This window comes from Streptomyces sp. SID11385 (genome assembly GCF_010548245.1).
In the GTDB taxonomy this organism is placed as follows: Bacteria; Actinomycetota; Actinomycetes; order Streptomycetales; family Streptomycetaceae; genus Streptomyces.
Genome location: NZ_JAAGLR010000653.1, coordinates 1 through 19510, shown reverse-complemented (window position 1 = coordinate 19510; position 19510 = coordinate 1). Strand labels below are relative to the sequence as shown.

At 72.6% G+C, this 19510-nt stretch carries 26 protein-coding genes and 2 pseudogenes; 13 read left to right on the top strand and 15 right to left on the bottom strand.

From position 1 onward, the window contains the following. The 4 genes from G3I42_RS37035 to G3I42_RS19795 form a co-directional block, all read left to right on the top strand. Positions 1-232: hypothetical protein (locus G3I42_RS37035; RefSeq protein WP_203607041.1), on the top strand; the 232-nt coding region annotated here is incomplete at its 5' end. Next, positions 229-672, top strand: coding sequence for a roadblock/LC7 domain-containing protein (locus G3I42_RS19805; protein ID WP_010277239.1), 444 nt, complete (start codon positions 229-231; stop codon positions 670-672). The genes G3I42_RS37035 and G3I42_RS19805, both read left to right, overlap by 4 nt. A 9-nt stretch (positions 673-681) precedes the next feature. Beyond that, complete coding sequence (locus G3I42_RS19800) at positions 682-1269, top strand: DUF742 domain-containing protein (protein WP_164287758.1); 588 nt, start codon at positions 682-684, stop codon at positions 1267-1269. 93 nt (positions 1270-1362) lie between these two features. Continuing rightward, complete coding sequence (locus G3I42_RS19795; RefSeq protein WP_164287756.1) at positions 1363-1959, top strand: ATP/GTP-binding protein; 597 nt, start codon at positions 1363-1365, stop codon at positions 1957-1959. A 44-nt stretch (positions 1960-2003) separates the two neighbouring features. Here the strand turns inward: G3I42_RS19795 and G3I42_RS19790 are convergent, their stop codons facing one another. Next, positions 2004-2366, bottom strand: coding sequence for a DUF962 domain-containing protein (locus G3I42_RS19790; protein WP_164287754.1), 363 nt, complete (start codon positions 2364-2366; stop codon positions 2004-2006). Between the two features lie 107 nt (positions 2367-2473). Here G3I42_RS19790 and G3I42_RS19785 point away from each other — a divergent pair. After that, positions 2474-2839 (top strand): annotated as a pseudogene (locus G3I42_RS19785) (M15 family metallopeptidase); the annotation flags it as partial. Positions 2840-3238: 399 nt separating this feature from the next. Here G3I42_RS19785 and tgmC read toward each other — a convergent pair. The 6 genes from tgmC to G3I42_RS19755 form a co-directional block, all read right to left on the bottom strand. Then, positions 3239-4399 (bottom strand): ATP-grasp peptide maturase system methyltransferase, encoded by a 1161-nt coding sequence (gene tgmC / locus G3I42_RS19780; RefSeq protein ID WP_164287752.1) that lies wholly within the window; start codon positions 4397-4399, stop codon positions 3239-3241. Further along, positions 4396-5358, bottom strand: a complete 963-nt coding sequence (tgmB, locus tag G3I42_RS19775; RefSeq protein ID WP_164287750.1) for an ATP-grasp ribosomal peptide maturase — start codon at positions 5356-5358, stop codon at positions 4396-4398. The genes tgmC and tgmB overlap by 4 nt, the downstream gene beginning before the upstream one ends. Then, positions 5355-5618 (bottom strand): putative ATP-grasp-modified RiPP, encoded by a 264-nt coding sequence (gene tgmA, locus G3I42_RS19770; protein WP_164287748.1) that lies wholly within the window; start codon positions 5616-5618, stop codon positions 5355-5357. The genes tgmB and tgmA overlap by 4 nt, the downstream gene beginning before the upstream one ends. Before the next feature lie 162 nt (positions 5619-5780). After that, the gene (locus G3I42_RS19765; protein WP_164287746.1) at positions 5781-5924 is read right to left on the bottom strand and encodes a hypothetical protein; all 144 of its coding nucleotides are present in this window, start codon (positions 5922-5924) and stop codon (positions 5781-5783) included. 93 nt (positions 5925-6017) lie between these two features. After that, positions 6018-6437: an ATP-binding protein gene (locus G3I42_RS19760; protein WP_164287744.1), complete on the bottom strand. Its 420-nt coding sequence runs from the start codon at positions 6435-6437 to the stop codon at positions 6018-6020. Further along, complete coding sequence (locus G3I42_RS19755) at positions 6424-6936, bottom strand: hypothetical protein (RefSeq protein ID WP_164287742.1); 513 nt, start codon at positions 6934-6936, stop codon at positions 6424-6426. The genes G3I42_RS19760 and G3I42_RS19755 overlap by 14 nt, the downstream gene beginning before the upstream one ends. A gap of 489 nt (positions 6937-7425) precedes the next feature. On the opposite strand from G3I42_RS19755, the gene G3I42_RS19750 reads away from it, so the two are divergent. Together G3I42_RS19750 and G3I42_RS19745 are read left to right on the top strand one after the other, a co-directional pair. Beyond that, positions 7426-8412 (top strand): hypothetical protein, encoded by a 987-nt coding sequence (locus tag G3I42_RS19750; RefSeq protein WP_343244594.1) that lies wholly within the window; start codon positions 7426-7428, stop codon positions 8410-8412. Continuing rightward, positions 8409-8960 carry a GNAT family N-acetyltransferase gene (locus tag G3I42_RS19745; protein WP_164287738.1) on the top strand — a complete coding sequence of 184 codons (552 nt, stop codon included), beginning with the start codon at positions 8409-8411 and terminating at the stop codon, positions 8958-8960. Before G3I42_RS19750 ends, G3I42_RS19745 begins: the two co-directional genes overlap by 4 nt. 341 nt (positions 8961-9301) lie before the next feature. Here the strand turns inward: G3I42_RS19745 and G3I42_RS19740 are convergent, their stop codons facing one another. The 7 genes from G3I42_RS19740 to G3I42_RS19710 form a co-directional block, all read right to left on the bottom strand. Further along, positions 9302-9742, bottom strand: coding sequence for a hypothetical protein (locus tag G3I42_RS19740; RefSeq protein ID WP_164287736.1), 441 nt, complete (start codon positions 9740-9742; stop codon positions 9302-9304). A 106-nt stretch (positions 9743-9848) separates the two neighbouring features. After that, a complete protein-coding gene (locus tag G3I42_RS19735) occupies positions 9849-11078 on the bottom strand; it encodes a hypothetical protein (RefSeq protein WP_164287716.1) in 1230 nt (409 codons plus the stop codon). 123 nt (positions 11079-11201) lie between these two features. Continuing rightward, complete coding sequence (locus G3I42_RS19730; RefSeq protein ID WP_203607040.1) at positions 11202-11417, bottom strand: hypothetical protein; 216 nt, start codon at positions 11415-11417, stop codon at positions 11202-11204. A gap of 337 nt (positions 11418-11754) precedes the next feature. Further along, positions 11755-12579: a hypothetical protein gene (locus G3I42_RS19725; RefSeq protein WP_164287732.1), complete on the bottom strand. Its 825-nt coding sequence runs from the start codon at positions 12577-12579 to the stop codon at positions 11755-11757. Between the two features lie 54 nt (positions 12580-12633). Continuing rightward, positions 12634-13890: a cell wall protein gene (locus G3I42_RS19720; RefSeq protein ID WP_164287730.1), complete on the bottom strand. Its 1257-nt coding sequence runs from the start codon at positions 13888-13890 to the stop codon at positions 12634-12636. A 178-nt stretch (positions 13891-14068) separates the two neighbouring features. Beyond that, the gene (locus G3I42_RS19715; protein ID WP_239096564.1) at positions 14069-14908 is read right to left on the bottom strand and encodes a BRO family protein; all 840 of its coding nucleotides are present in this window, start codon (positions 14906-14908) and stop codon (positions 14069-14071) included. A 118-nt stretch (positions 14909-15026) separates the two neighbouring features. Next, on the bottom strand, positions 15027-15311 hold the full coding sequence (locus tag G3I42_RS19710; RefSeq protein ID WP_164287728.1) for a hypothetical protein: 285 nt from the start codon (positions 15309-15311) through the stop codon (positions 15027-15029). Between the two features lie 289 nt (positions 15312-15600). Between G3I42_RS19710 and G3I42_RS19705 the strand changes: the two genes are divergently transcribed. The 6 genes from G3I42_RS19705 (at position 15601) to G3I42_RS19685 (ending at position 18609) form a co-directional block, all read left to right on the top strand. After that, positions 15601-15777 (top strand): hypothetical protein, encoded by a 177-nt coding sequence (locus G3I42_RS19705; RefSeq protein ID WP_164287726.1) that lies wholly within the window; start codon positions 15601-15603, stop codon positions 15775-15777. 82 nt (positions 15778-15859) lie between these two features. Then, on the top strand, positions 15860-15985 hold the full coding sequence (locus G3I42_RS38240) for a hypothetical protein (protein WP_275405266.1): 126 nt from the start codon (positions 15860-15862) through the stop codon (positions 15983-15985). Continuing rightward, positions 15982-16149: a hypothetical protein gene (locus G3I42_RS19700; RefSeq protein WP_164287724.1), complete on the top strand. Its 168-nt coding sequence runs from the start codon at positions 15982-15984 to the stop codon at positions 16147-16149. Before G3I42_RS38240 ends, G3I42_RS19700 begins: the two co-directional genes overlap by 4 nt. 65 nt (positions 16150-16214) lie before the next feature. Then, the gene (locus tag G3I42_RS19695) at positions 16215-16478 is read left to right on the top strand and encodes a hypothetical protein (RefSeq protein ID WP_164287722.1); all 264 of its coding nucleotides are present in this window, start codon (positions 16215-16217) and stop codon (positions 16476-16478) included. A 188-nt stretch (positions 16479-16666) separates the two neighbouring features. Then, positions 16667-17899 carry a hypothetical protein gene (locus tag G3I42_RS19690; RefSeq protein ID WP_164287720.1) on the top strand — a complete coding sequence of 411 codons (1233 nt, stop codon included), beginning with the start codon at positions 16667-16669 and terminating at the stop codon, positions 17897-17899. After that, positions 17896-18609, top strand: coding sequence for a nuclease-related domain-containing protein (locus tag G3I42_RS19685; RefSeq protein ID WP_164287718.1), 714 nt, complete (start codon positions 17896-17898; stop codon positions 18607-18609). The genes G3I42_RS19690 and G3I42_RS19685 overlap by 4 nt, the downstream gene beginning before the upstream one ends. On the opposite strand, the pseudogene G3I42_RS19680 reads toward G3I42_RS19685, so the two are convergent. After that, positions 18588-19510: pseudogene (locus G3I42_RS19680) on the bottom strand (hypothetical protein); the annotation flags it as partial. The gene G3I42_RS19685 and the pseudogene G3I42_RS19680 sit on opposite strands and share 22 nt — an antisense overlap.

The following is a 19510-nucleotide window of genomic DNA, read 5'->3' as shown; positions in this document are numbered from 1 at the left end:
CGAGCCGAGCGCGCCCACCGGGCCCGAGCCGGAGCGGGACGCGGACGCCGTACGGACCCGGATGGCCTCGCTCCAGCGGGGCTGGCGCCGGGGCCGCGAGGAAGAAGCCGCGGCGGACGCGCGACCCGGCCGGGCCGCCCGCGCCACCGAGGACGAGGACGGACCGGAAGCCACCGGGCCCGCCCCGCACAGCACAGCGCAAGGAAACACTCCGGAAAGGGACGGTCGATGACTGCGCCAAGGACCGCCGCGTCAACTCCGGGAGCCCCCGGTGGCACCCACGAACTCAACTGGCTGCTCGACGACCTCGTCGCCCGGGTCGCCAGCATCCGCAAGGCGATCATCCTCTCCAGCGACGGCCTGCCCACCGGGATGTCCGAGGACATCAGCCGCGAGGACAGCGAACACCTCGCGGCCGTCGCCTCCGGCTTCCACAGCCTCGCGAAGGGCGTCGGACGCCACTTCGACGCCGGCAGCGTCCGGCAGACACTCGTCGAGCTCGACGACGCCTTCCTCTTCGTCTCGGCCGCGGGTGACGGAAGCTGCCTCGCGGTCCTCGCCGGACCCGACGCGGACATCGGCCAGATCGCCTACGAGATGACACTCCTCGTCAAGCGGGTCGGCGTCCACCTCGGCCAGGCTCCCCGCACCGACATCTCCGCCGGGGGATAGAGGCAGGCCATGATGAGCGACGCCGGTCACGAGACAGCCCGCTGGTACGACGACGAGGCGGGACCCGTCGTACGCCCGTACGCCATGACCCGGGGCCGCACGAGCGCCACCGGCGGCCACCGGCTCGACCTCATCGCCCTCGTCTCCGCCGTTCCGCCCCCCGGCACCCCCGGCCCGGGCGGACCGGCCGGAGCGCGGGAACCCGCCGGAACACGTGGAACGGCGGCGGACGCCGGGAACGACGCCGACACGGCGGCGGACCCCGGCAGGCCCGCCGGTACGGCCGCGGACGAGGTGACGAGCGGCGCGGGGACGGGAGAGCCCGGCGCGCTCGCCGCCCCGCCCTGGCCCCTCCCGCCCGAGCAGGACGCCCTGCTCAGCCCCGAACACGTCGAGATCCTCGCCCTGTGCGGCGGCGCCCCGCAGTCCGTCGCCGAGCTCGCCGCGGGACTGGACCTCGCCATCGGCGTCGTGCGGGTCCTCGTCAGCGACCTCGCCGAAGCCGAACTCGTCACAGTCACCCGTCCCGTGCCCCCCGCCGAACTGCCCGACGAGAGCGTGCTGCGGGACGTCATCGAGGGACTGCGCGCGCTGTGAGCAAGCGGCGCCCCACCGCCGCCTCGCACACCCCCTGTCCAGACCACACCCCCCACGCCCGCCGCCCGGCGGGGCCGCAGGAGAAGAGACCGAATGAACGCCCTCAGTGGCCGGCCCGAGCGGCCGCTCACCCTCAAACTCCTGGTCGCCGGGGGCTTCGGGGTCGGCAAGACGACCTTCGTCGGCGCGGTCAGCGAGATAAAGCCGCTGCGCACCGAGGAGGTCCTCACCGAGGCATCCCGCCCGGTGGACGACATGCGCGGCGTCGAGCAGAAGCGCACCACCACGGTCGCGATGGACTTCGGCCGCATCACGCTGCGCGAGGAACTCGTCCTCTACCTCTTCGGGACCCCGGGCCAGGACCGCTTCTGGTTCCTGTGGGACGAACTCGCCCAGGGCGCGCTCGGCGCCGTCGTCCTCGTCGACACCCGCCGCCTCGCGGACTCCTTCGCCGCCATCGACTACTTCGAGCGGCGCGGCATCCCCTTCCTCGTCGCCGTCAACCGCTTCGACGGGGCCGACGACCACCCGCTCGCCGAGATCCGCGCCGCTCTCGATCTCGACCCGCACGTCCCCCTCGTGCCCTGCGACGCCCGCCAACGCGACTCCGTCAAAGCCGTCCTCATCGAGGTCGTCGAACACGCCCGCCGCCACGCCCTGGCCGGACGCGAGAGCCGGACCGCCCACTGACCGGCACCGGGCACAAGGAGCCCGGGAGCTGCCGCGACAAGCCGTCAGCCGGTCGTACGGTGCTCCGCGAGCCACTTCCGCGCGATCTCGCCGAGTTCGGCGTCCCGCCCGGCGACCATCATCCGGATCATCTGCGCATCGCCCCGCAGCGACCACGCCGGGTGCCCGAAGGTCGCCGGGTTGTTCCGCTCGATGAGAAAGTGCGCCGGCCACGCGGTCCCGTAGCCGATCACGGGCAGCGCGGCGAGGTACTTGACCCGCCCCCGCGCCAGCCCGTACGCACTCACCGCGAGCCCCGTCAGCGTGCCCGTCAGGTGCACCCAGCGGGTCGCCGCCTTGGAGTGCATGGCCACGTAGTACGGCCAGAACTCCTCGTAGCCGGCGAACTCCTGTGCCTTCTCGCTCATACCGGGCACGGTAACGGCTCCCCGAGCCGTACGGAACGCCCCGGCCCGTATGCGATGCACGTGCGCCCTCTGGGAATCCCGGGCCCCCACTGCTACACCCGTACCCCATGAGACGACGCACTCCCACAGCGCTCCGCTCCCTCCCGGCCCTCCTCCTCGCCGTCTTCCTCTCCCTCACCGTCACCGCGCCCACCGCCCAGGCCACCCAGGCCCTGCGCACTCCCCACCGCGACACCCAAGCCCCTTCCTCCTTCGTGGAACTCCGCGACATCGATCCCACGATCATCGAAGACATCCGCTACGCCACCCCGCACAACTTCACCGGCGTTCCCATCACCGGATACGACCAGCCGCTGTGCCTCCTCACCCGCTCCACGGCACAGGCCCTCCACCGTGCCCAGCTCCAACTCCTGCGCCGGGGCTACTCGCTGAAGGTGTACGACTGCTTCCGTCCCCAGCGCGCCGTCGATCACTTGCGATAAGGGGGGAGGTCGAGGGAGGGCGGGGACGGTGATGGTGCAGGTGACAGAGCCGGACTTCTGCTTGTCGCGGTGAACTGGCACGACGCTGAAATCACCCGTGTGGGTTACGAAAACGAGGTGCGGTGCGCGATGTCTACGGTGGCGGAGAGGGGGCGACAGCCAGAGGGGGGCGAAGACCGACAAGGGTCGAGCACCGGTTACCCGCGCTCGGCGGTCACCCGGGCCGCCAGCCCAGCTCCGATCAGCCACCGCGTGGCGTCCAAGTCCTGCTCGTGGTCGAGCGGAAGTCCTCCGGCGAGGGTGAGATACCGCCCGCGCGGGCCTCGGCAGCGAGCCAACGCGGGCGCCCCCGCACCGAACGGGTGCGGGGGCGCCTGCCTGCGGGGAGGGTCACACGAGACGGTGCAGCCAGTAGAGATTCCGGTCGTCGGCGACGCGGTAGGTGTGCGATTCCTCGGTGACGCGGACGCGGACGGTCTCGATCCCGGGGCTCCCCGCCGACTGCCACATCCGGATCAGCCTCTCGATCTCGTCCCACAAGGGCACCGGCCCACCCTGGCGCACCCGCCACCCCTCGCCGTCGGGGCGGAACTGGGCGAAGCTCTCGCGCTCCGCGTCGACGAGAACGGTCTCGAAGACGCCCGGCTCCTCGCCGGTGGCCTGGATGACCTGGGAGCCGGGAGCGGTGAGCTGGGCGAGGAAGGCGGGCATGCCGCCGCCCAGGAGAAGGGAGGGGTGCAGATCCGTCATGCGGTCGGTGTCCGCGTAGGCGGTGCGGGCGGTCAGGTCGGCCGCCACGGGCGGCGGGACCTGCGCGCGCGCCTGCATGAACGAGGTGTGCCCGAGGACGTTCCCGCTGGCGCTGCCGTTCTCGTGAACCGTGAGCCGGAGCAGCCCGGCCCCGTTGGGCCAGGAGCCGAGCGTGGTGAGGATGTCCCCGCCCGCCTTGACCTGCCGGACCCACGCGTACGGAACGCGCCGCACGGCGCACGTCGAGATGAGCCGGTCGTACGGCGCCCCTGCCGGGTGGCCGAGGAGCCCGTCCCCGGTCTCCGTCTCGGGCTCGTACCCGGCCTGCCGGAGCGCGTCGTGAGCGCGCCAGGCCACCCCCGGGTCGACCTCCACCGAGGTGACCGCATCCGCCCCGAGCCAGTGGCACATCAGGGCCGTGGAGTACCCCGTCCCCGTGCCGATCTCCAGCACCTTCTGCCCGCGCTCGATGCCGGCCTTCCCGAGCATGTCGACGACCAGGGACGGAACGGTCGACGACGACGTCGGTGTCCCCCACACCGCCTCCGAGACGTCCTCGGTCGTGAGCGCGTCGTCGAGCTGCGTGACGAGAGACTGGTCGCTGTACGCGAGCGCCGGGTCGATACGGTCGGCGGGGACCGGGCTCCAGCGGCCGACCTCGTCCGGGACGAACACGCCGGGCCGGAGGAACAGTTCACGGGGAACGGCCTCGACGGCGCGCCGCCACTCGGGGTGGGCGAAGACGCCAGCCTCGTCCATGCGGGCGGCGAGCGCCAGGCGCTCGGAGGTCATATCGCTCATGAGGGTTCTCCTCGTGTCAGGAAGTCGGCGAAGGCAGCGGACAGAGGCAGCCCCGTGGCGCCCTCCAGCCAGCCCCATTGCCCGTTCGGATTTAGCTCAAGGAACTGGTAGCGGCCCTCGGCGTCGAGCGTGAGGTCGAAGCTGCCGGACTCCAGCCCGCAGCACTCCAGGAACGCCCGGAGCGCCGCGGCCAGGGCGGGCGGGAGATCGATCGTGGTGTAGGTGAGGGCGGAGTAGTCGCGGCGCCAGTCGAGCAGGCCGGAGTCGATGCGTACCGCGAAGAGGCGGCGGCCGACGACGAGGACCCGTACGTCCGCCGCCTTCCGCACCCGCGCCTGGAAGAGGTGTGGGGCGCTGCGGAGGCTGTCGTCGATCTCCTCGGCGGTGACCGGGTCGGCCCACCCGGCGAGTTGGACGCCGTCGCGTTCGTACGGCGTCGACCGGAGCGTCTTGTGAATCACCTGCTCGTGCTCCGTGATGAACGCGCGGGCCTCGTCCGGGTCGTTGGTGACGAGCGTGGGCGGCACGTCCAGGCCGAGGCGCCGGGCCAGCGCGAGCTGCGCCGGCTTGTAGTCGGCGGCGCCCTCCCGCAACGGGTGGTTGACCCACAAGGGCCCGTCGAGCGCGTACAGCACGCCGCCGAGCCCGTACCGGACGTGCGCGGCGGCGTACCGCGCGTCGCCCTGCCCGAGGCCCTTGTACGTGGGCCACCTCGGGCGTCGCCAGTAGACCGCCCGTACGCGCGTCAGGTCCAGGACTCGCGACGGGGTACGGACCCGCCCGGCCACAGGGGCCGAGCAGGTACCGAACCGCGCGGAGAGCCCGAGCGTGTTGTTCTCGAAGTCGGCGGGATCGAACCGGACGACGGGCACGTTCCGCCGGTTCAGCTGGGCGATCACCATGTCCGCGGTGGCGTCCTCGACCTCGGTGGCGACCAGGACCGCGCTCTCCTCGCTCACGAACCACCCTCGTCCTGGTCGGTGTTCTGGTCGTGGCCCTGGTCGTTGCCGTTCTGTCCGTCGGGGCTCGTGATCGTCGAGGTCTCCACCGCCGTGCCGGTCCCGTGCTTGCCCATCTCCACGACGCGGCCGAAGCGGTCGCGCCGGATGCCGAGTTGGGTGTCCGGGTCGATCTCGGTGGAGACGGCCGGGACGACCGTCACGCTCGGGAACGGGCGCAGGCGCGTGGTTCCCCACGGGGGCACGACGTAGTTCGTCATGGTGCGCTTCCTCTCGCTGGGCGTGCAGTTGCCTTGAGGCCCCGCTCGGCGCCCTTCCGCATTTCCCCTTCGCCGAGCGGGGCGGTCTACGAGGTCCGTACGACGCTGTCGTACGGTGCCCGGGCTCGCGGCTGACGGGGGGCAGTCGCGAGCCCGGGAGTCTCAGGTCCGCGCCGCCCTGTGGGACCGTCGGCAGCGCTCCATCAGGACCCGGGCGTCCGCCGCGCCCGAGCGGTCGTACACCGCCTCGGCGCGCCGCTCCCGCTCCCGCAGCTCCGCACAGCGCGGGCATTCACTTGTCCCCATCTCCTCCTCCTTCATCTGCCGTGCACGATGGCGCCGCCGAGCGCGAGGGCCACGAGGGCCAAGGCGGCGAGGTAGACGACCTGGCGGGCGCGGTCACTCACGGACGATCGCCCACACGGCCTTGCCGCCCCAGGACAGGCGCTCCGTGCCCCAGTCCGCCGCGACCTCGTCGACGCGGCGCAGCCCGGACGAGGCCGCGGGCGCGAGGAACGGCAGCGCTCGCGCGTGGTCAGTGACCTCGACCCGGACGGCGCGCCGCTCGACCCTCCGTACCGCCGCGCAGATCGACCCGCGAGTCCCGAACGCGACTGCGTTGCTGGCGAGTTCCCGCATGACCAGCGCGACGCGGTCGGCGACGGGGTCCAGGCTCCAGACGCGCACGGCGTGCCGGGCGAACGCCTCGGCGCGGTCGACGGACTCGTCCGAGCGCTCCAGCGTCTCGATGTACCCGGGCGGGCCCGTCGACGTCGGCGTGGAGAGGTACGTACGGCCCCCTCGACTAGTGCTCGCCATCGCACACCTCCGCCGCTCCCCGGCGGCGCCCGAGAGCCAGCAACGACCTGATGCGCCCGGGGGCGCAGACGCGCTCGGGACCGTTGAGGACGATCCAGTGCACGGGAGGCCCCGGGGGGCTCTGGCACCAGGTCGGGGACGTCAGCGTCCGTGCGGGGTGCGGGATGCGCACCAGCTCGAACGCGGAAGCGCACGTGGCGTCCTCGTCGTCCCAGGTCTGGCGGGCCGACGCGGCCACCAGGGCGTTGTAAGAGGCCGCTTCCTCGTCCCGGTAGATCGCGCCTCCGGCGAGGACCTCGTGGAGGCGCCGCCGCTCGACGGCCCGGCTCGGGCTGCCTACGGCCGCGTGGACCACGGCGGCGGGCACGCTGATGACGGCGTACGCCTCGCCGGTCGGCAGCCGCGCGCTTCCCCAGTAGCCCATCTCCAGCCGTGCGGCGCGAGGAATTCGCGCGGGCTCCGTCAGCCAGCTCAGCGTGGTCTCGTGGCAGTCAGTCATGGGCGTCCAGTCCAGTGAGGTGCCGTGGATCGGGAGGACCGCTCGCGGAGCGCGGGGGCGTGCTCCGGCGGTCATGTCTAGGCAACTGCGGAGAGACGGGGTTCGCCTAGGGCAGCTCGTGACGTTTCCGGAGGCGCCACCTAGGAGGACTTGGTGCCCTCTTTACCTGACAAGCTGCGCCCGCAGCACTACGGTGCGCGCATGGAGCCCCGGCGCAACGCCTTGTTGGAGGCGTGGATGGCGGAACACGGTCACAGCTCCCGGAGCCTGGCCGAAGCCATCAACACTGAGGTCGGGCGGCTGACGGGCCGTCACGGCGGGTACGACGACGCGGGGGTCCGGGCGCTGAAGGCGGGCCGTATCAGGTGGCCGAACGCTGTGACGCGAAAGGCTCTCGAAGCCATCACCGGCCGCAGCTCCCTCGCCTTAGGGTTCGTGCCGAGGAGCAGAACCCCGCTCCCGGGAGGTCCGCAGCAGGAGGACGTAGACATGAAGCGCCGCACCGTCGCACTTGGTGGAGTAGCGGCGGCTGTAGCCGCAGCCGCCCCTTCGTCCGCTTCCCGCCGCATCGGTATGAGTGACGTGCGCCGCATCCAGGGCAAGTTCTCCGAGATCATCGCGAGTGATCACCAGTACGGCGGCAAGCTCTTCATCCAGCAGCGAGCGGCCGAACTCGCGGACGAGGCCTTGGCCTTGCAGGCTGCCGGGAGCGCCAGTCAGCGGGTTCGGTCGAGCCTCTATGCCGCCGCAGCGGCGTTTCGCTCCAGTGCCATGTGGGCGGCCATCGATGGCCGGCGGTACTCCGAGGCGCAGGCGCACATGCGCGAGGCCCAGGCGCTCGCCGAGATGTCCGGGGACCAGGCGATCAAATTCCGGATCTGGTCGCACGGCGGCGCCATGTACCGACACCTCGGCCGTCACAACGACGCCTTCGCGGCCAACGGGGTCGCCCGCAGCCTCCACATCGTGCGCCGCGATCCGGCCTTTGCCTCCCTCGGCCTGGCCCGTCAGGCGGCGATCCACGGTCTCGCTCAGGAGGGGACGAACGTTCGACGCGCCTTGGACCTGGCCCGCGAGGCACTGCTCCGAGCAGACACGGGCGACGACCGCCCGGTCTGGCTGACAGCCTTCTTCGACCAGGCCGAGCTGGACTCCCTCGCGCTCAACGCGTTTCTCTCGCTCGGGGACTTCCCCTCGGCCGAGAAGCACGGGCATCGCTGCCTCGCACAACTGCGCCCCTCCATGCAACGCTCGCGAGCCATCACGACGACCAGGCTCGCGCATGCCCAGCTCGGGCAAGGCGAAGCGGACGCCGCAGTCGCGACGGCCATGAAGGTTTCCCTGTCCGCCGCTACCGACCACCCCCGCGTCAGCCGCATGATCATGGAGTTCGGGGCCGCCCTGCGCGCGACAGCGCCCAAGAGCTCCGCCACTCGCACCTGGACCGACTACACGGCCACCTGGAGGACCGCATGACCACGCCCGAGCTGCGCACGTTCACGGATCTCGACGCCGCACGCCACGACCTGATCGAGGTCTACGCAGATGTCCGCGCGCCGCTGCTGCACCTGCCCAATTACGCCACCACGACCTTCGGTGAGCGCGTCGACAGGCACGCTGCCGAACCGGGCTTCGCCGTCGTCCTCGCGTATGCCGACGGCGCTCCGGTGGGCTACGCGTACGCGAACACCATCACGGATGGCGACCGGTTCTGGCAGCGCACCACGCCCGCACCTGAACGCCTGTACACCGCGCGGCCAGCGCTTGCCCTGAAGGAGATCGGTGTCAGCGCGAAGTGGCGCGGCACGGGCACCGCGCGGAAGATCCACGACGAACTCCTGCACGGCCGACCGGAGACGTATGCCACCTTGATGGTCAACAAAGCCGCCGGCGAGGGGAAGGTCCACGCCGTCTACCGCGGATGGGGCTACGAGGACATCGGCACGAGCCAGCCTTCCCCGGCGTCTCCTCTGCTCACCGTGATGGTCCGGCCTCTCAACGAGGTGGCAGCCCATCTTTCATAAGATCCTTTCGACGGTGAGGTTGGTCGCTGTCCGGCTGGGCTCGCCGTCCCCTGTCCGGCTCTCGCCTCGTCCTGTCCGGACAGGTGCGCTCCGAGCCGGACGGGCAGTCCGGACGGCGCCGCTGCGTCCGGACTGCCCGCCCTTCTGAGACCGGGCGCCCCGGAGTCGTCCGCGCGATCCCGCCGAGGGCCCTGCGGCGGAGGCCGGTTCGACGGGCCCGGGACTCCCGGGCCCGTCGAGTTGTGGCTACGCGAAGGGCTCCTCGGCATCCTCCGTACGGCACGAAGCGGGCGCCCCGGAGCGTCCGCACGACTCCGGGGCCAGGGCCTGCGGACGGTGTGTCACCTGAGCGCGAGCAGCACACAGGTGGCGGCTTCGTTGATGTCCCAGTCTCGGGTGGCGGCATCGCTGGTGAGGTCCTGGGCCCTCAGATACGCGCGGATGCCGCGCACGACCGCCTCGTGGCGGCGCTGGGCGGGCCTCGGCCAGCGCTCCTCGGCGGTCGCGCCCTCCTGGGCGAGTGCCGCGTCCTGACCGGCGAGCTCGGCGTGTGCCTCCCGTACGAGGTCGGGCACGCTGAAATTCGGCGCGTGCCAGAACGGGTAGGGACTGAGCCAGTGCGCGTCGGCGTCGAGGATGTCGTAGAAGTACTGGTGTATCGGGGTCACGTCGAGGCCGTCGCGGTAGGCGTCCTGTGCCTGCTCACGGCGCACGGCAGGGCACTGCCGGAAAGTGCTGTGCCTGCCGGAGCGGCCGTCGCAGGTGGGGCAGGTGTCGTCCATGTGGCTCCTTCGGGACCGGGGGCCTCCGCGCGGTGGCAAACGGCCCCCAGTTGCGGGGGTCAGGGGGTTCAGCGGGCCAGGGAGTCCCAGGCCCGCCCGGGCGTGGCTACGCGGAAGGCTCCTCGGCGGGCGTGCTGTCGTCCTCCTCGGGGACCCGGCACACGTAGAAAATACGGTCGGCGCCCTCGTTGGCCCAGTCGCCGTGCGCGTACCAGCCCTCCTCACGCAGGCGCTTCAGGGTGGCGGCCTTGATCGCGGCGAGGTTGCTGAGGCCCGCTTGGGCGTCGAGACAGGTCGACTCCAGGTCGAACGGGGCGCTGTCGTCGTCGCGGTCGGGGAAGAACCCGTCGTCGTTCAAGGCTGCCGGGACGATGCTCAATTCCGCGCGCCCCTGCGGGTCGGTGATGGAAGCAGGATCGACGACCACGTGGGCGCGGCGCCAGGTCGTGCCGTCGGGGGAGATGCTGCGGTCCCCGAGGGCGAACTCGTCCTCGGCACCGGGCGGGGTTTCCGGTGCGGGCGCCGGGGTGGGAACGGCGGTCGCGGGCGCCGGTGCGGGCGGTGTCTGCGGTGTCTGCGGTGTCTCGTTCGTGGGGAGCACGAGCGCGGTGTACTGGCCCAGGCCCAGTGTCCACTCGCTCCAGCGCGAGAACCCGGCTGCGTACAGGTGGTCGTCGGCGTCCTCCTGGCCGTCCGCGACGGCGGCCGGGCGCAGGCCGCGCTCGATGCCGATGAGCGTTTCCAGTGGCAGCTTCGGCGCCTGGCTCCACGAGTGGAAGAGCTTGCGCGTGTACTCCTCGGGGCTTTGCCCCTTCGGGTAGACGGTGAGGCTCATCCCCAGTTCGTTGGGGAGGAGTTCGTGCATTTTCCCGCCCACCGGGTGCGTCTGGAGGACGGCGATGTGGAACTGGCTGCGGTCGCCGTCCGGGAGAGCGCGGGGCAGCTCGCCGCGTGCCGCGCGGGCATCGCGTACCTCGCCCATCCTGGAGAGCGCGTTGTCCGCTACCTGCACGGCGAGGAGGAGGACGTCCGTGATCGCGTCGGTGTCCCCCCATTCCTCGGTGATGCGCGCGACCTCGGGGAAGCGGATGTCCGTCGTGCCGCGCTCCCCGTCCGCGCTGTAGCGGAGCAGGAACGGGTCCGTGGGGAGCGTGGCGTACGCGGCGAGGCGCACCCCGTCCTGGACGGTCGCCACCCGCAGCGTGATCCCGTACTCCATGTGCCGGAACTGGGCCTCGTGCACCCCGTCCCGGGGCTGGTGCAGGTCCGCGCCGATCTCGCTGGACAGGGGGCTGGTCTGGTGCAGGGGGCGCAGGCGCTGATTCGAGAGTGGCATGTCGGGAGTCCCTTTCGCGTGGTGGGCGCCGTGCGGGAGCGCGGCGATTCCCCCGCAAGGGCGGGGCACAGTACGGGCCTTGGGGCCGGGCATCCCTGCGCATGCAGGGGAGGAAGGCATCGTTCAGGCGTCGAGGTCGGTGCGGGCGCCGCGTCCGGGGCGACGGGCGGCGGCCTCGCGGACGTCGGCGGCCGGGTAGAGGGAGCAGAGGCGTCCTGCGCTGGAGGTGCCGGTGGTGGTGCGGGCGACTCCCCAGCGGGAGAGCAGTCCGCGCGCTGACGACGGCTTGATGCCGAGGTAGGCGGAGACCTGCTCGATGGTCCAGAGTTCGTCAGTCATCGGGGCTTTCTGGGGCCTTGGGTGCTTCCTTGGCCGCATCTCCACTATGCATCACGTGATGCATAGTGCGCAAGTCCCTACGAAGGGAACGGTCGCGCACGGCGGCCGGCTCTGCCAGAGGTGGGGGGCGGCGTATGGAGGCTCGTCCAGGCGCGCGAAGCGTACGCAGGGCGCGGAAACATCTGTGGCCGCCCTCGGGAGGGCGGCCACAGGGTTGCGCAACGATGTGCGCGGAGTGCTGCTTGCTGGAAACGATCATAGCGGACGAGGCTGACAAAAGGGACTCAGGACGGCCTCGGAAGCCGGTGACGATGCCAGGAAGTTCACCGGCTGCCGGTCACCCCGGCGGGTTCTCGCTCGCGGCCTCCGGGCCCGCCGTCGGGGGCGAGGCGGGCCCGGCGATCATGGCCTGCACGAGCGTGGTGATGATCTCCGCACGCTTGTCCTCGGGGAGGCCCGAGTCAGCGATGAGGCGCTCCGCGGCGAGGTAGCGGGAGAACTCCAGCGGCTGGTCGAAGTACGAGCGGAGGTGACCGGCGGACACCTCCTGCGAGCGGACGAAGGTCCGGGACACGTACCCGGCGAGCGCGGCCGAGGCGACGCCGAGGGTGCCTGCGACGACTGCCGCAGCGGTGGTGTCCGTGCGGAGGCCGATGACGACAAACACGACTAGGAGGACGGCACCGACGGCCATGGAGACCTGGGCGGAGATGAAGCTTCGGCGGGCCTGGCCCTGGGCGATCCCGTGGTAAAGGGCGAGGCGCTCGTGTGTCACGTTCCAGAGGGAGGCCAGCGCCAGTGTGGACTGGCTCACTTCCTGGGAGTCGGCAGCGGTACCGTTCTCCCGCCCGGCGGTGCTCTCGCCCCACTGCGCGCCGAGCTCGTTCGGGGCAGTCCTGCGCCGGGGAGCGCGGAGGACTGCCACGAGGGCGGCTTCGGCTTCTTGCAGTCGCTCCCGTGAGGCCAGGATTCGCCTGTCGTACGCCCCGCGCACTTTGACGGCTATCCAGACGAGGCAGAACGCGAGCCCTGGGAGTGCGAGGATCGCATAAGGGGAGCCGCCCAGGTATGCGTCCACTAACGCGTAGAGCGTCCCCGCTGCCAAAGCGAGGACGATCCCGCTAATCCGCCAAGTCCATTGCCGTATCTGCTGGTTCTGCATTCTGCTCCCTCTTAGTGGCATGGAGGATGTCAGCCGGGGCGGTGTCAGTCCAAATCAGAATCGAGGGAAGAGAGCCCGTTCGACGAGGCGGTCGCCGTAGAAGGCGCGCGCGCCGTCGATGCCGAGGAGGTCGATGCGGGCGCGGACGAGGCCGAGGTCGCGGATCGCGTCCTGGCGGATCATCGCGAGGTCGAGGTCGGTGGGCTCGGCGTCGTCGTCGAGGTCGTCGTTGTCGTGGGGCTCGGGGGCGGCGGGCCGGCTGGTTTCTACCCAGGCGCGCCACTCCGGGTTGTCCATCGGGTGCGGGGCGGCGGCGCGGGCTTCCTCCTCGCGGCGGGCTTCCTCGGCCGCAGCAGCGCTCCGGGCGGCTTCCTCGGCGTCGCGGCGGATGCGGGCGGCGATGAGCGCGGGCGTGTTCGTGGGGCGCCACCCGGGCTTCCAGCCGTACGCCCAGTCGTCGAGGCGCAGGACGATGCGCTGGACGTCGAGGCCCTGGTCGATGAGGGGGCGGAGTGCGAAGGCGAGCTTCCGAAGGGGCGTGCCCTGGACCCAGTTGACGAGGGGGCGTACCTGGCGGGCGGTCTGGATGTCGCGGGCTACCTGGAGGGGGGAGCGGCGGGCGCCTGCCGGGCGGGCCTTGGTGCTGCTGGTGGTGTTCTTCGTGCGGGAGGGGATCTGCGGTCGCTTCGCGTGCGGAGTGTCTTTCTTCTCACCGTCTACCTGCACAGGTCCGTGGGGGGAACGGCTAAGAGAATGGGGCGCACGCGCCTGCGAAGCCGAGTTATCCACAGGCGAGTTATCCACAGGCCGGGGGCTGAAGGGCTCGGGACGGCCGGGGCGGGGAGTGCGGGCGGCGGCGTCGCGGCGGGCCTCCTCGATGGCGCCCGTACGGCCCTCGGACGTGTAGCCGGTGACGCGCGCGCGGAAGCCCTCGCCGTCGAGCTGGTGGCCCATCGCGATGTCGTAGACCGCGGGGATGGTCGCGGCGTAGATCGTGGCCGTTCCCGCGTACGGGCGGCCGGGCAGGTGGAGGTTGCGCTTCGTGCCGTGGCGGACCCACGCGAGCGCGCCGAGCTGGCGGAGCACGGCGACGTGCCGCTTCACGGTGGAGCGGTCGACGTCGAGGCGGGCGGCGGTGCCGTCGAGGTCGTAGAGGACCAGGCCCTCGACGAAGTCCATCCGGGCGGCGAGGTCTTCGGTGACGCGCAGGGTCGTGGTGTTCGCGCGGGGGTGGAGGCCGGCGGCGACGAGCCACCGTACGGCGCGCTTCCACACGCGGGGCTGGGCGTGCCGGGAGGCGGTCTCGGCCACCTCCTGGAGGTGACGGGGGACCGCTGTCCATGCCGCTTCGGGGCATGGCGGAATGGCGCGGCGGCAGGCCGCGCCTGACGTGGGGCGCAAGAGGAAGTCCCTGACGGGAAGGGGGAGAAGGCGGGGGTGCGCGGGCCCGGCCGGAAGACTGCACGGCGGGCCCGCTACGGGGTGAGCGTCAGGTCAGCTCGGCGGGCCTGGACGGTACGCGGGGGGTGAGGCCGTCGCGGTGCAGCGCGGCGACCAGCTGGTGCTCGACGTCGCCGGGGATCACACGGGCCTGGTAGCGGCGCACGCCGTTCGGGTCGAGGCGGGACGCGAGGTAGAAGAACGCCTTGCCCTTCGCCGTGGGGTGGCCGTGCTCGTGGCCGTCGCGCCACTCCTGCCGGGTCTCGCTCCACCGGGTACCGCGCTGGTCGATGAGGTAGCCGTGCCGGTAGAGGTGCTCGAAGAAGTCCCGCGCCCGGACCGTGGGGAAGTACGCCTTGTGGAACTGGGTGAGCGTCGGGCCCGGGTTGGCCTCGTACTGGTCCGCGATCACCGCGCGCGGGGCCAGCTCGGCGACGCGCGCCTCGGCGGCCTGGCGCACCTCGATCTCGTCGGCCCAGCCGCGCAGCGCCTCGGGGAGCGTCGGCATCACGGGGGCTGGCGCCCTCGTGGTGGCGATTTCGGCCTCGCGGGTCTTCACCGCGAAGTACGTCTGCGCGGCGGCGATCTCGTCCTTGCGGGGGTCGCCGTTCATGGCCACGAGGTAGGCGGCGTAGCGGGAGAGGTGCCAGTCGATGACCGCGCGGGTGGCTCCGCTGCCGAGCGAGACCTTCTTCGCGGCGCCGCGAAAATGGTCCTTGGGCTCGTGGCCGCTGTTCTCGCACGCGGCGATGGCGCGCTCGACGGCGGTCTCGAAGCGCTCCCAGCGCTCGTAGCCGAGGAGCTGCTGAAGGTCGCGGGCGGACCAGAAGTCGGCACCGTCCGCACGCGTGTTCCGCACCCCATCAAAGGGGGACGCGGTGGTGATCAAGCTCGGGTGTGTCGTATCGTCTCGCATTGATCTCTTTCTGACAGGAAGCGGATCGTGGCAACGGACTGCAATCCGTTGTGCTCTCGGCCGGGGCGGCTCCTACACCGTCTCGGCCGTCTTACTTCTCCGTGTCGGACCCTTGCTTAGGTGGGCGCTTCGAGCCCCTGAGTCCCTTGCTGATTTGCTGAGCGCGTTCCGGGGTGACGTCGCCGATGATCTGCGCGATCTCGGGCCACGTTTTTCTCTGCCGGTTTCGAAGGGACTGCACTCGTCGCTGTCGCAGTTCCCTCAGCTGGGCGTGTAGGTCCGGCCACTGCCGAAGCACCTGAGAGACCGCAGCCGTGCATTCGGCGTCATCTTCTATGGCCTCGAACGCCTTGATGGCCTCCAGCAGCTTCTTCACCTCCTCTGTCTCTCCTGCCAACTGCGCTCTCCCTTCTGTTTCGGGAGCGCGACCGGACAACACGAACCCTAGGGCTTGCATCCCGTCGAAGCAAGCCCTAGGGTTTGTGTCGTGAGGCGCCTCCCTGGGTCTCATCAGCACAAAGCCCCGACCTCGTGGTTGCACACGATGCCGGGGCTGCTGAAAGCGGCGGAGCCCGGTGGTTGCACACCGGGCCCCGCCCAACCCCGGCTCGTGGTTGCACACGACGCCGGGCCAGTCAGATCCCTGCTGCTACAGGAGACCGACCATGGCGAATCCTGCCATCCCCGTTACCGCCCCGCCGACCCCCGGGTCCGGCCGGCGCACGATCGCGTACGGACAGATCCTCCGTACGACGCACGGCCGTGCGGTCACCGTCCTCGTGACCGAGACCGGCGCCACCGGCCGCGTCGCCCCCGCGACGCCGAAGGGGGCCCGCCGATGACCCGCGTCGACGACGGCTGGGGCGACGACCCCAACGAGCCTTGGCTCCCCCGCATCCCCCGCCCCCGGAAGGAGGCGTGACCGTGCTGGCCAGCACCGAGCCCACCCCGCGCCCCGACCGGGACCGCGAGGACACCGAGGGCGAGCGCGTCCCCACCCGCTACAGCCGCCTCCTCCGCGACAACGCCCGCAAGGGGGACAGCAAGTGAGCGACAACCTCAAGAACCTCGCGGCCCAGGGCGACGCCGCCCGCGCACTCGCGGAGTTCACCCGCCGCAACATCGCCTCCGCCGAGCAGGCCGACCGCGACGCCGAGAAGGCCCGCGCGGAGATCGCCCGCATCCAGGCCGAGCGCGCCACCCGCAACTCCTGACACCCCCACCGCCGGGGACACCCACTGCGCGTGTCCCCGGCCCTCGCCCCACGAAGAGGCGCCCCATGCTTCCCTGCCTGGCCCACACCGCGCTCGTCCGCCCCTGGACCGACGACGTCCTCGCCCGGTACCTCACCCGCGGCTTCGCCGCCCTCGACTTCACCGCCCGCCCCGACGGCCCCGAGGGCATCGGCGTGCAGTGGACCTGCACCGGCTGCGACACCAAGGCCGAGTACTTCGACCTCCCGGCCCCGTACTACACCGCCCACGTCGACGCCCAGGCGCACGCCGAGTGCTGCTCCCGCGTCGCGAAGCCCTCGCAGAGCTGACGGCGCTCCGTCCCCCACCGGCCCGCCCCGTCGCCGCCAGCCCGACTGGAGGCGGCGGAGAGGCCCGGACCCCCAGGCCCCCACGTCAAGGAGACCCCGTGCGCGCCGTCTACCTCCTGGCCATGATCTGGCCGCTCGTCGTCGTCCTCATCCTCATCCTCCGCTGACCTGCCGAAAGGACACCCGTCATGACCGCGCCCGGACCTCCGGACACCACCACGTCCGGACGCCTGCCCGGCGTCCGGTACCGCACCGAGACCCGCTCGCGGTGGGTCGAGGAGACCATCGCCGGCGACACCCGCCTCGTCCCGGAGGAGTACGACGTCCTCGTGCCCGTCGCGCCGCGCGACTGGGACCGCACCATCCTCCGCGCCGTCATCACCGCGACCATCCTGACCACCGTCGCCTCCATCGCCTGGACCACCGCCAGCATCGGCGGACTCCTCACCACCCAGGTGCACCCGGTCATCGCGTACGGAGCAGCCGCCGCGGGCTTCGACCTCCTGTGGCTGTGCTGCCAGGGCTTCGAGTGGCTCAACCGCTACAACCCCCGCCGCGGCCTCGCCTGCGCAGGAACGTGGATCGGTCTCGGCCTGGCCGTCGCCGCCGTCATCACCCACGGCGTCCGCACCCACGAGGTCGCCGCCGGGGTCGTCGGCGCCGGCGTCTCCCTGGGCGCGAAGCTCCTGTGGCTCGTGCTCCTGGACCAGCACCGCGTCCCCCTCTCCCAGCGGAAGCAGGCATGGCTCCTCGCTCGCCGCCAGGACCTCGCCGCGCGGCAGGCGATCGCAGCCGAGACGCGACGCCTCAACTCGCAGGAGGCGTATCTCCGGCAGGTCTACGGAGCCGGCGTCGCCGAGCTCGTCCGCGAGGAGCCCGACACCAGCGGCGCCGTCACCGACCACACCACCCGGGCCGCCTCGACTGCGGCGCCTGTCCCCCCGCTCCCGGCTCCGGCCCCGGCCGCTCTGCCCGAGTGGGAGCTGGTCCCCGCAGCGCAAAGCTGGAGCGAGCAGGCGCCTACGGACGCCCCGAAGGCCCCCCGGGCTCAGCCCGCCGACGGCGTTGCCACAGCCCCCGCCCCTCGTCCGGACGCCGTGTCCGGCGTGTCCGGCCACCCCCTCCCGGCACCAGAAGCTGGGCCGTCCCCGGCCTCCCCTCCCGCGCCGCGCACCTTGTCCGGACAGCCCGAGCAGCAGCAGTCCGCGCCCGTTCCCTCGCAGGCCCCGGTCGTCACCACCATCACCGGCCAGCCCTCCATCGCCGCCACCGTCCGCGCCGCTCTCACCGACGACCCGGACATCAGCGACCTCGCCCTCGTCGAGCACGTCATCGAGGTCTGCGGCGAACGCCGCGGCCTCACCGACACCGTCGCCCGCACCCGCCGCCGCGCCGAACAGCAGAGGAAGCACGCCTCGTGACCAGCCTCCTGATCCTCGCCGCGCTCGCCGCCTGGCTCTACCACCGCCACCAGCAGCGCCACCGCCCGCCCGTCCGAGCCACCCGGCCCGTACGCGGCAACGGCGAGGCCGGCGCCTCGGCTGCCGCCCGCGCCCGCGAACTCCGCACCCCGGGCGTACAGCTCGCCACCAGCCTCGGCATCCCCACCCAGCGCGCCGCCCTCGCCGACCGCTCCGACGCCGGAGCCGAAGGCGAACGCCGTACCGCCGCGCGCATCGACCCGCTGCGCCAGGAGGGCTGGACGATCCTCCACGACCGCGCCCTCCCGCCCGGCCGCGCGAACCTGGACCACCTCGCGATCTCCCCCTCGGGCGTCGTGATCCTCGCCGACACGAAGCGCTGGTCCGCCCGCAACTGCTACCGCGTCCGCGTCGTCAACGGCCGCCTCCTCCACGGCGGCCTCGACGTCACCACCCGACTCGGGGGCCTCCTCCACGAAGCGCGCACCGTCTCGACCGTCCTCGGGACTCCGGTAGTCCCGCTGATCGTCATGGACGGCCCCCCCGTCGAAGGCGGTGAGCTCACCCTCCACGGCATCCGCATCGTCCCCGCCGACCGCGCCTGCACGGTCATCCGGGACATGGGCCGCCACGCCACGACGAAGGTCCCGCCGCAGCTCGCGGCCCGCGCCGCCCGACTCTTCCCGCCCTACCCGGAAGCGACCCGATGACCGCCCGTCAGGACGCCGCACCCCGCGACGTCGACGCCTTCCTCGCCGACCTCGACGCCGTGCTGGCCGCCACACCCACCAGCGAGGCCCCCGCTCCGACCGAGCAGGGCACCCCCACGGTGCCAACGCCCGAGGAGTCCACAGCTCCTGAGCTGGCACCGGCCCTCCCGACCGTCAACGAATCTCCCGCCGCGGCTACTGCCGGCCGTCAGGCTCTTCCCGCCGAGCCCGCCGAGCCCGCCGAGCCCGCCGAGCCCGCCGAGCCCGCCGAGCCCGCCGAGCCCGCCGAGCCCGCCGAGCCCGCCGAGCCCGCCGAGCCCGCCGAGCCCGCCGAGCCCGCCGAGCCCGCCGAGCCCGCCGAGCCCGCCGAGCCCGCCGAGCCCGCCGAGCCCGCCGAGCCCGCCGAGCCCGCCGAGCCCGCCGAGCCCGCCGAGCCCGCCGAGCCCGCCGAGCCCGCCGAGCCCGCCGAGCCCGCCGAGCCCGCCGAGCCCGCCGAGCCCGCCGAGCCCGCCGAGCCCGCCGAGCCCGCCGAGCCCGCCGAGCCCGCCGAGCCCGCCGAGCCCGCCGAGCCCGCCGAGCCCGCCGAGCCCGCCGAGCCCGCCGAGCCCGCCGAGCCCGCCGAGCCCGCCGAGCCCGCCGAGCCCGCCGAGCCCGCCGAGCCCGCCGAGCCCGCCGAGCCCGCCGAGCCCGCCGAGCCCGCCGAGCCCGCCGAGCCCGCCGAGCCCGCCGAGCCCGCCGAGCCCGCCGAGCCCGCCGAGCCCGCCGAGCCCGCCGAGCCCGCCGAGCCCGCCGAGCCCGCCGAGCCCGCCGAGCCCGCCGAGCCCGCCGAGCCCGCCGAGCCCGCCGAGCCCGCCGAGCCCGCCGAGCCCGCCGAGCCCGCCGAGCCCGCCGAGCCCGCCGA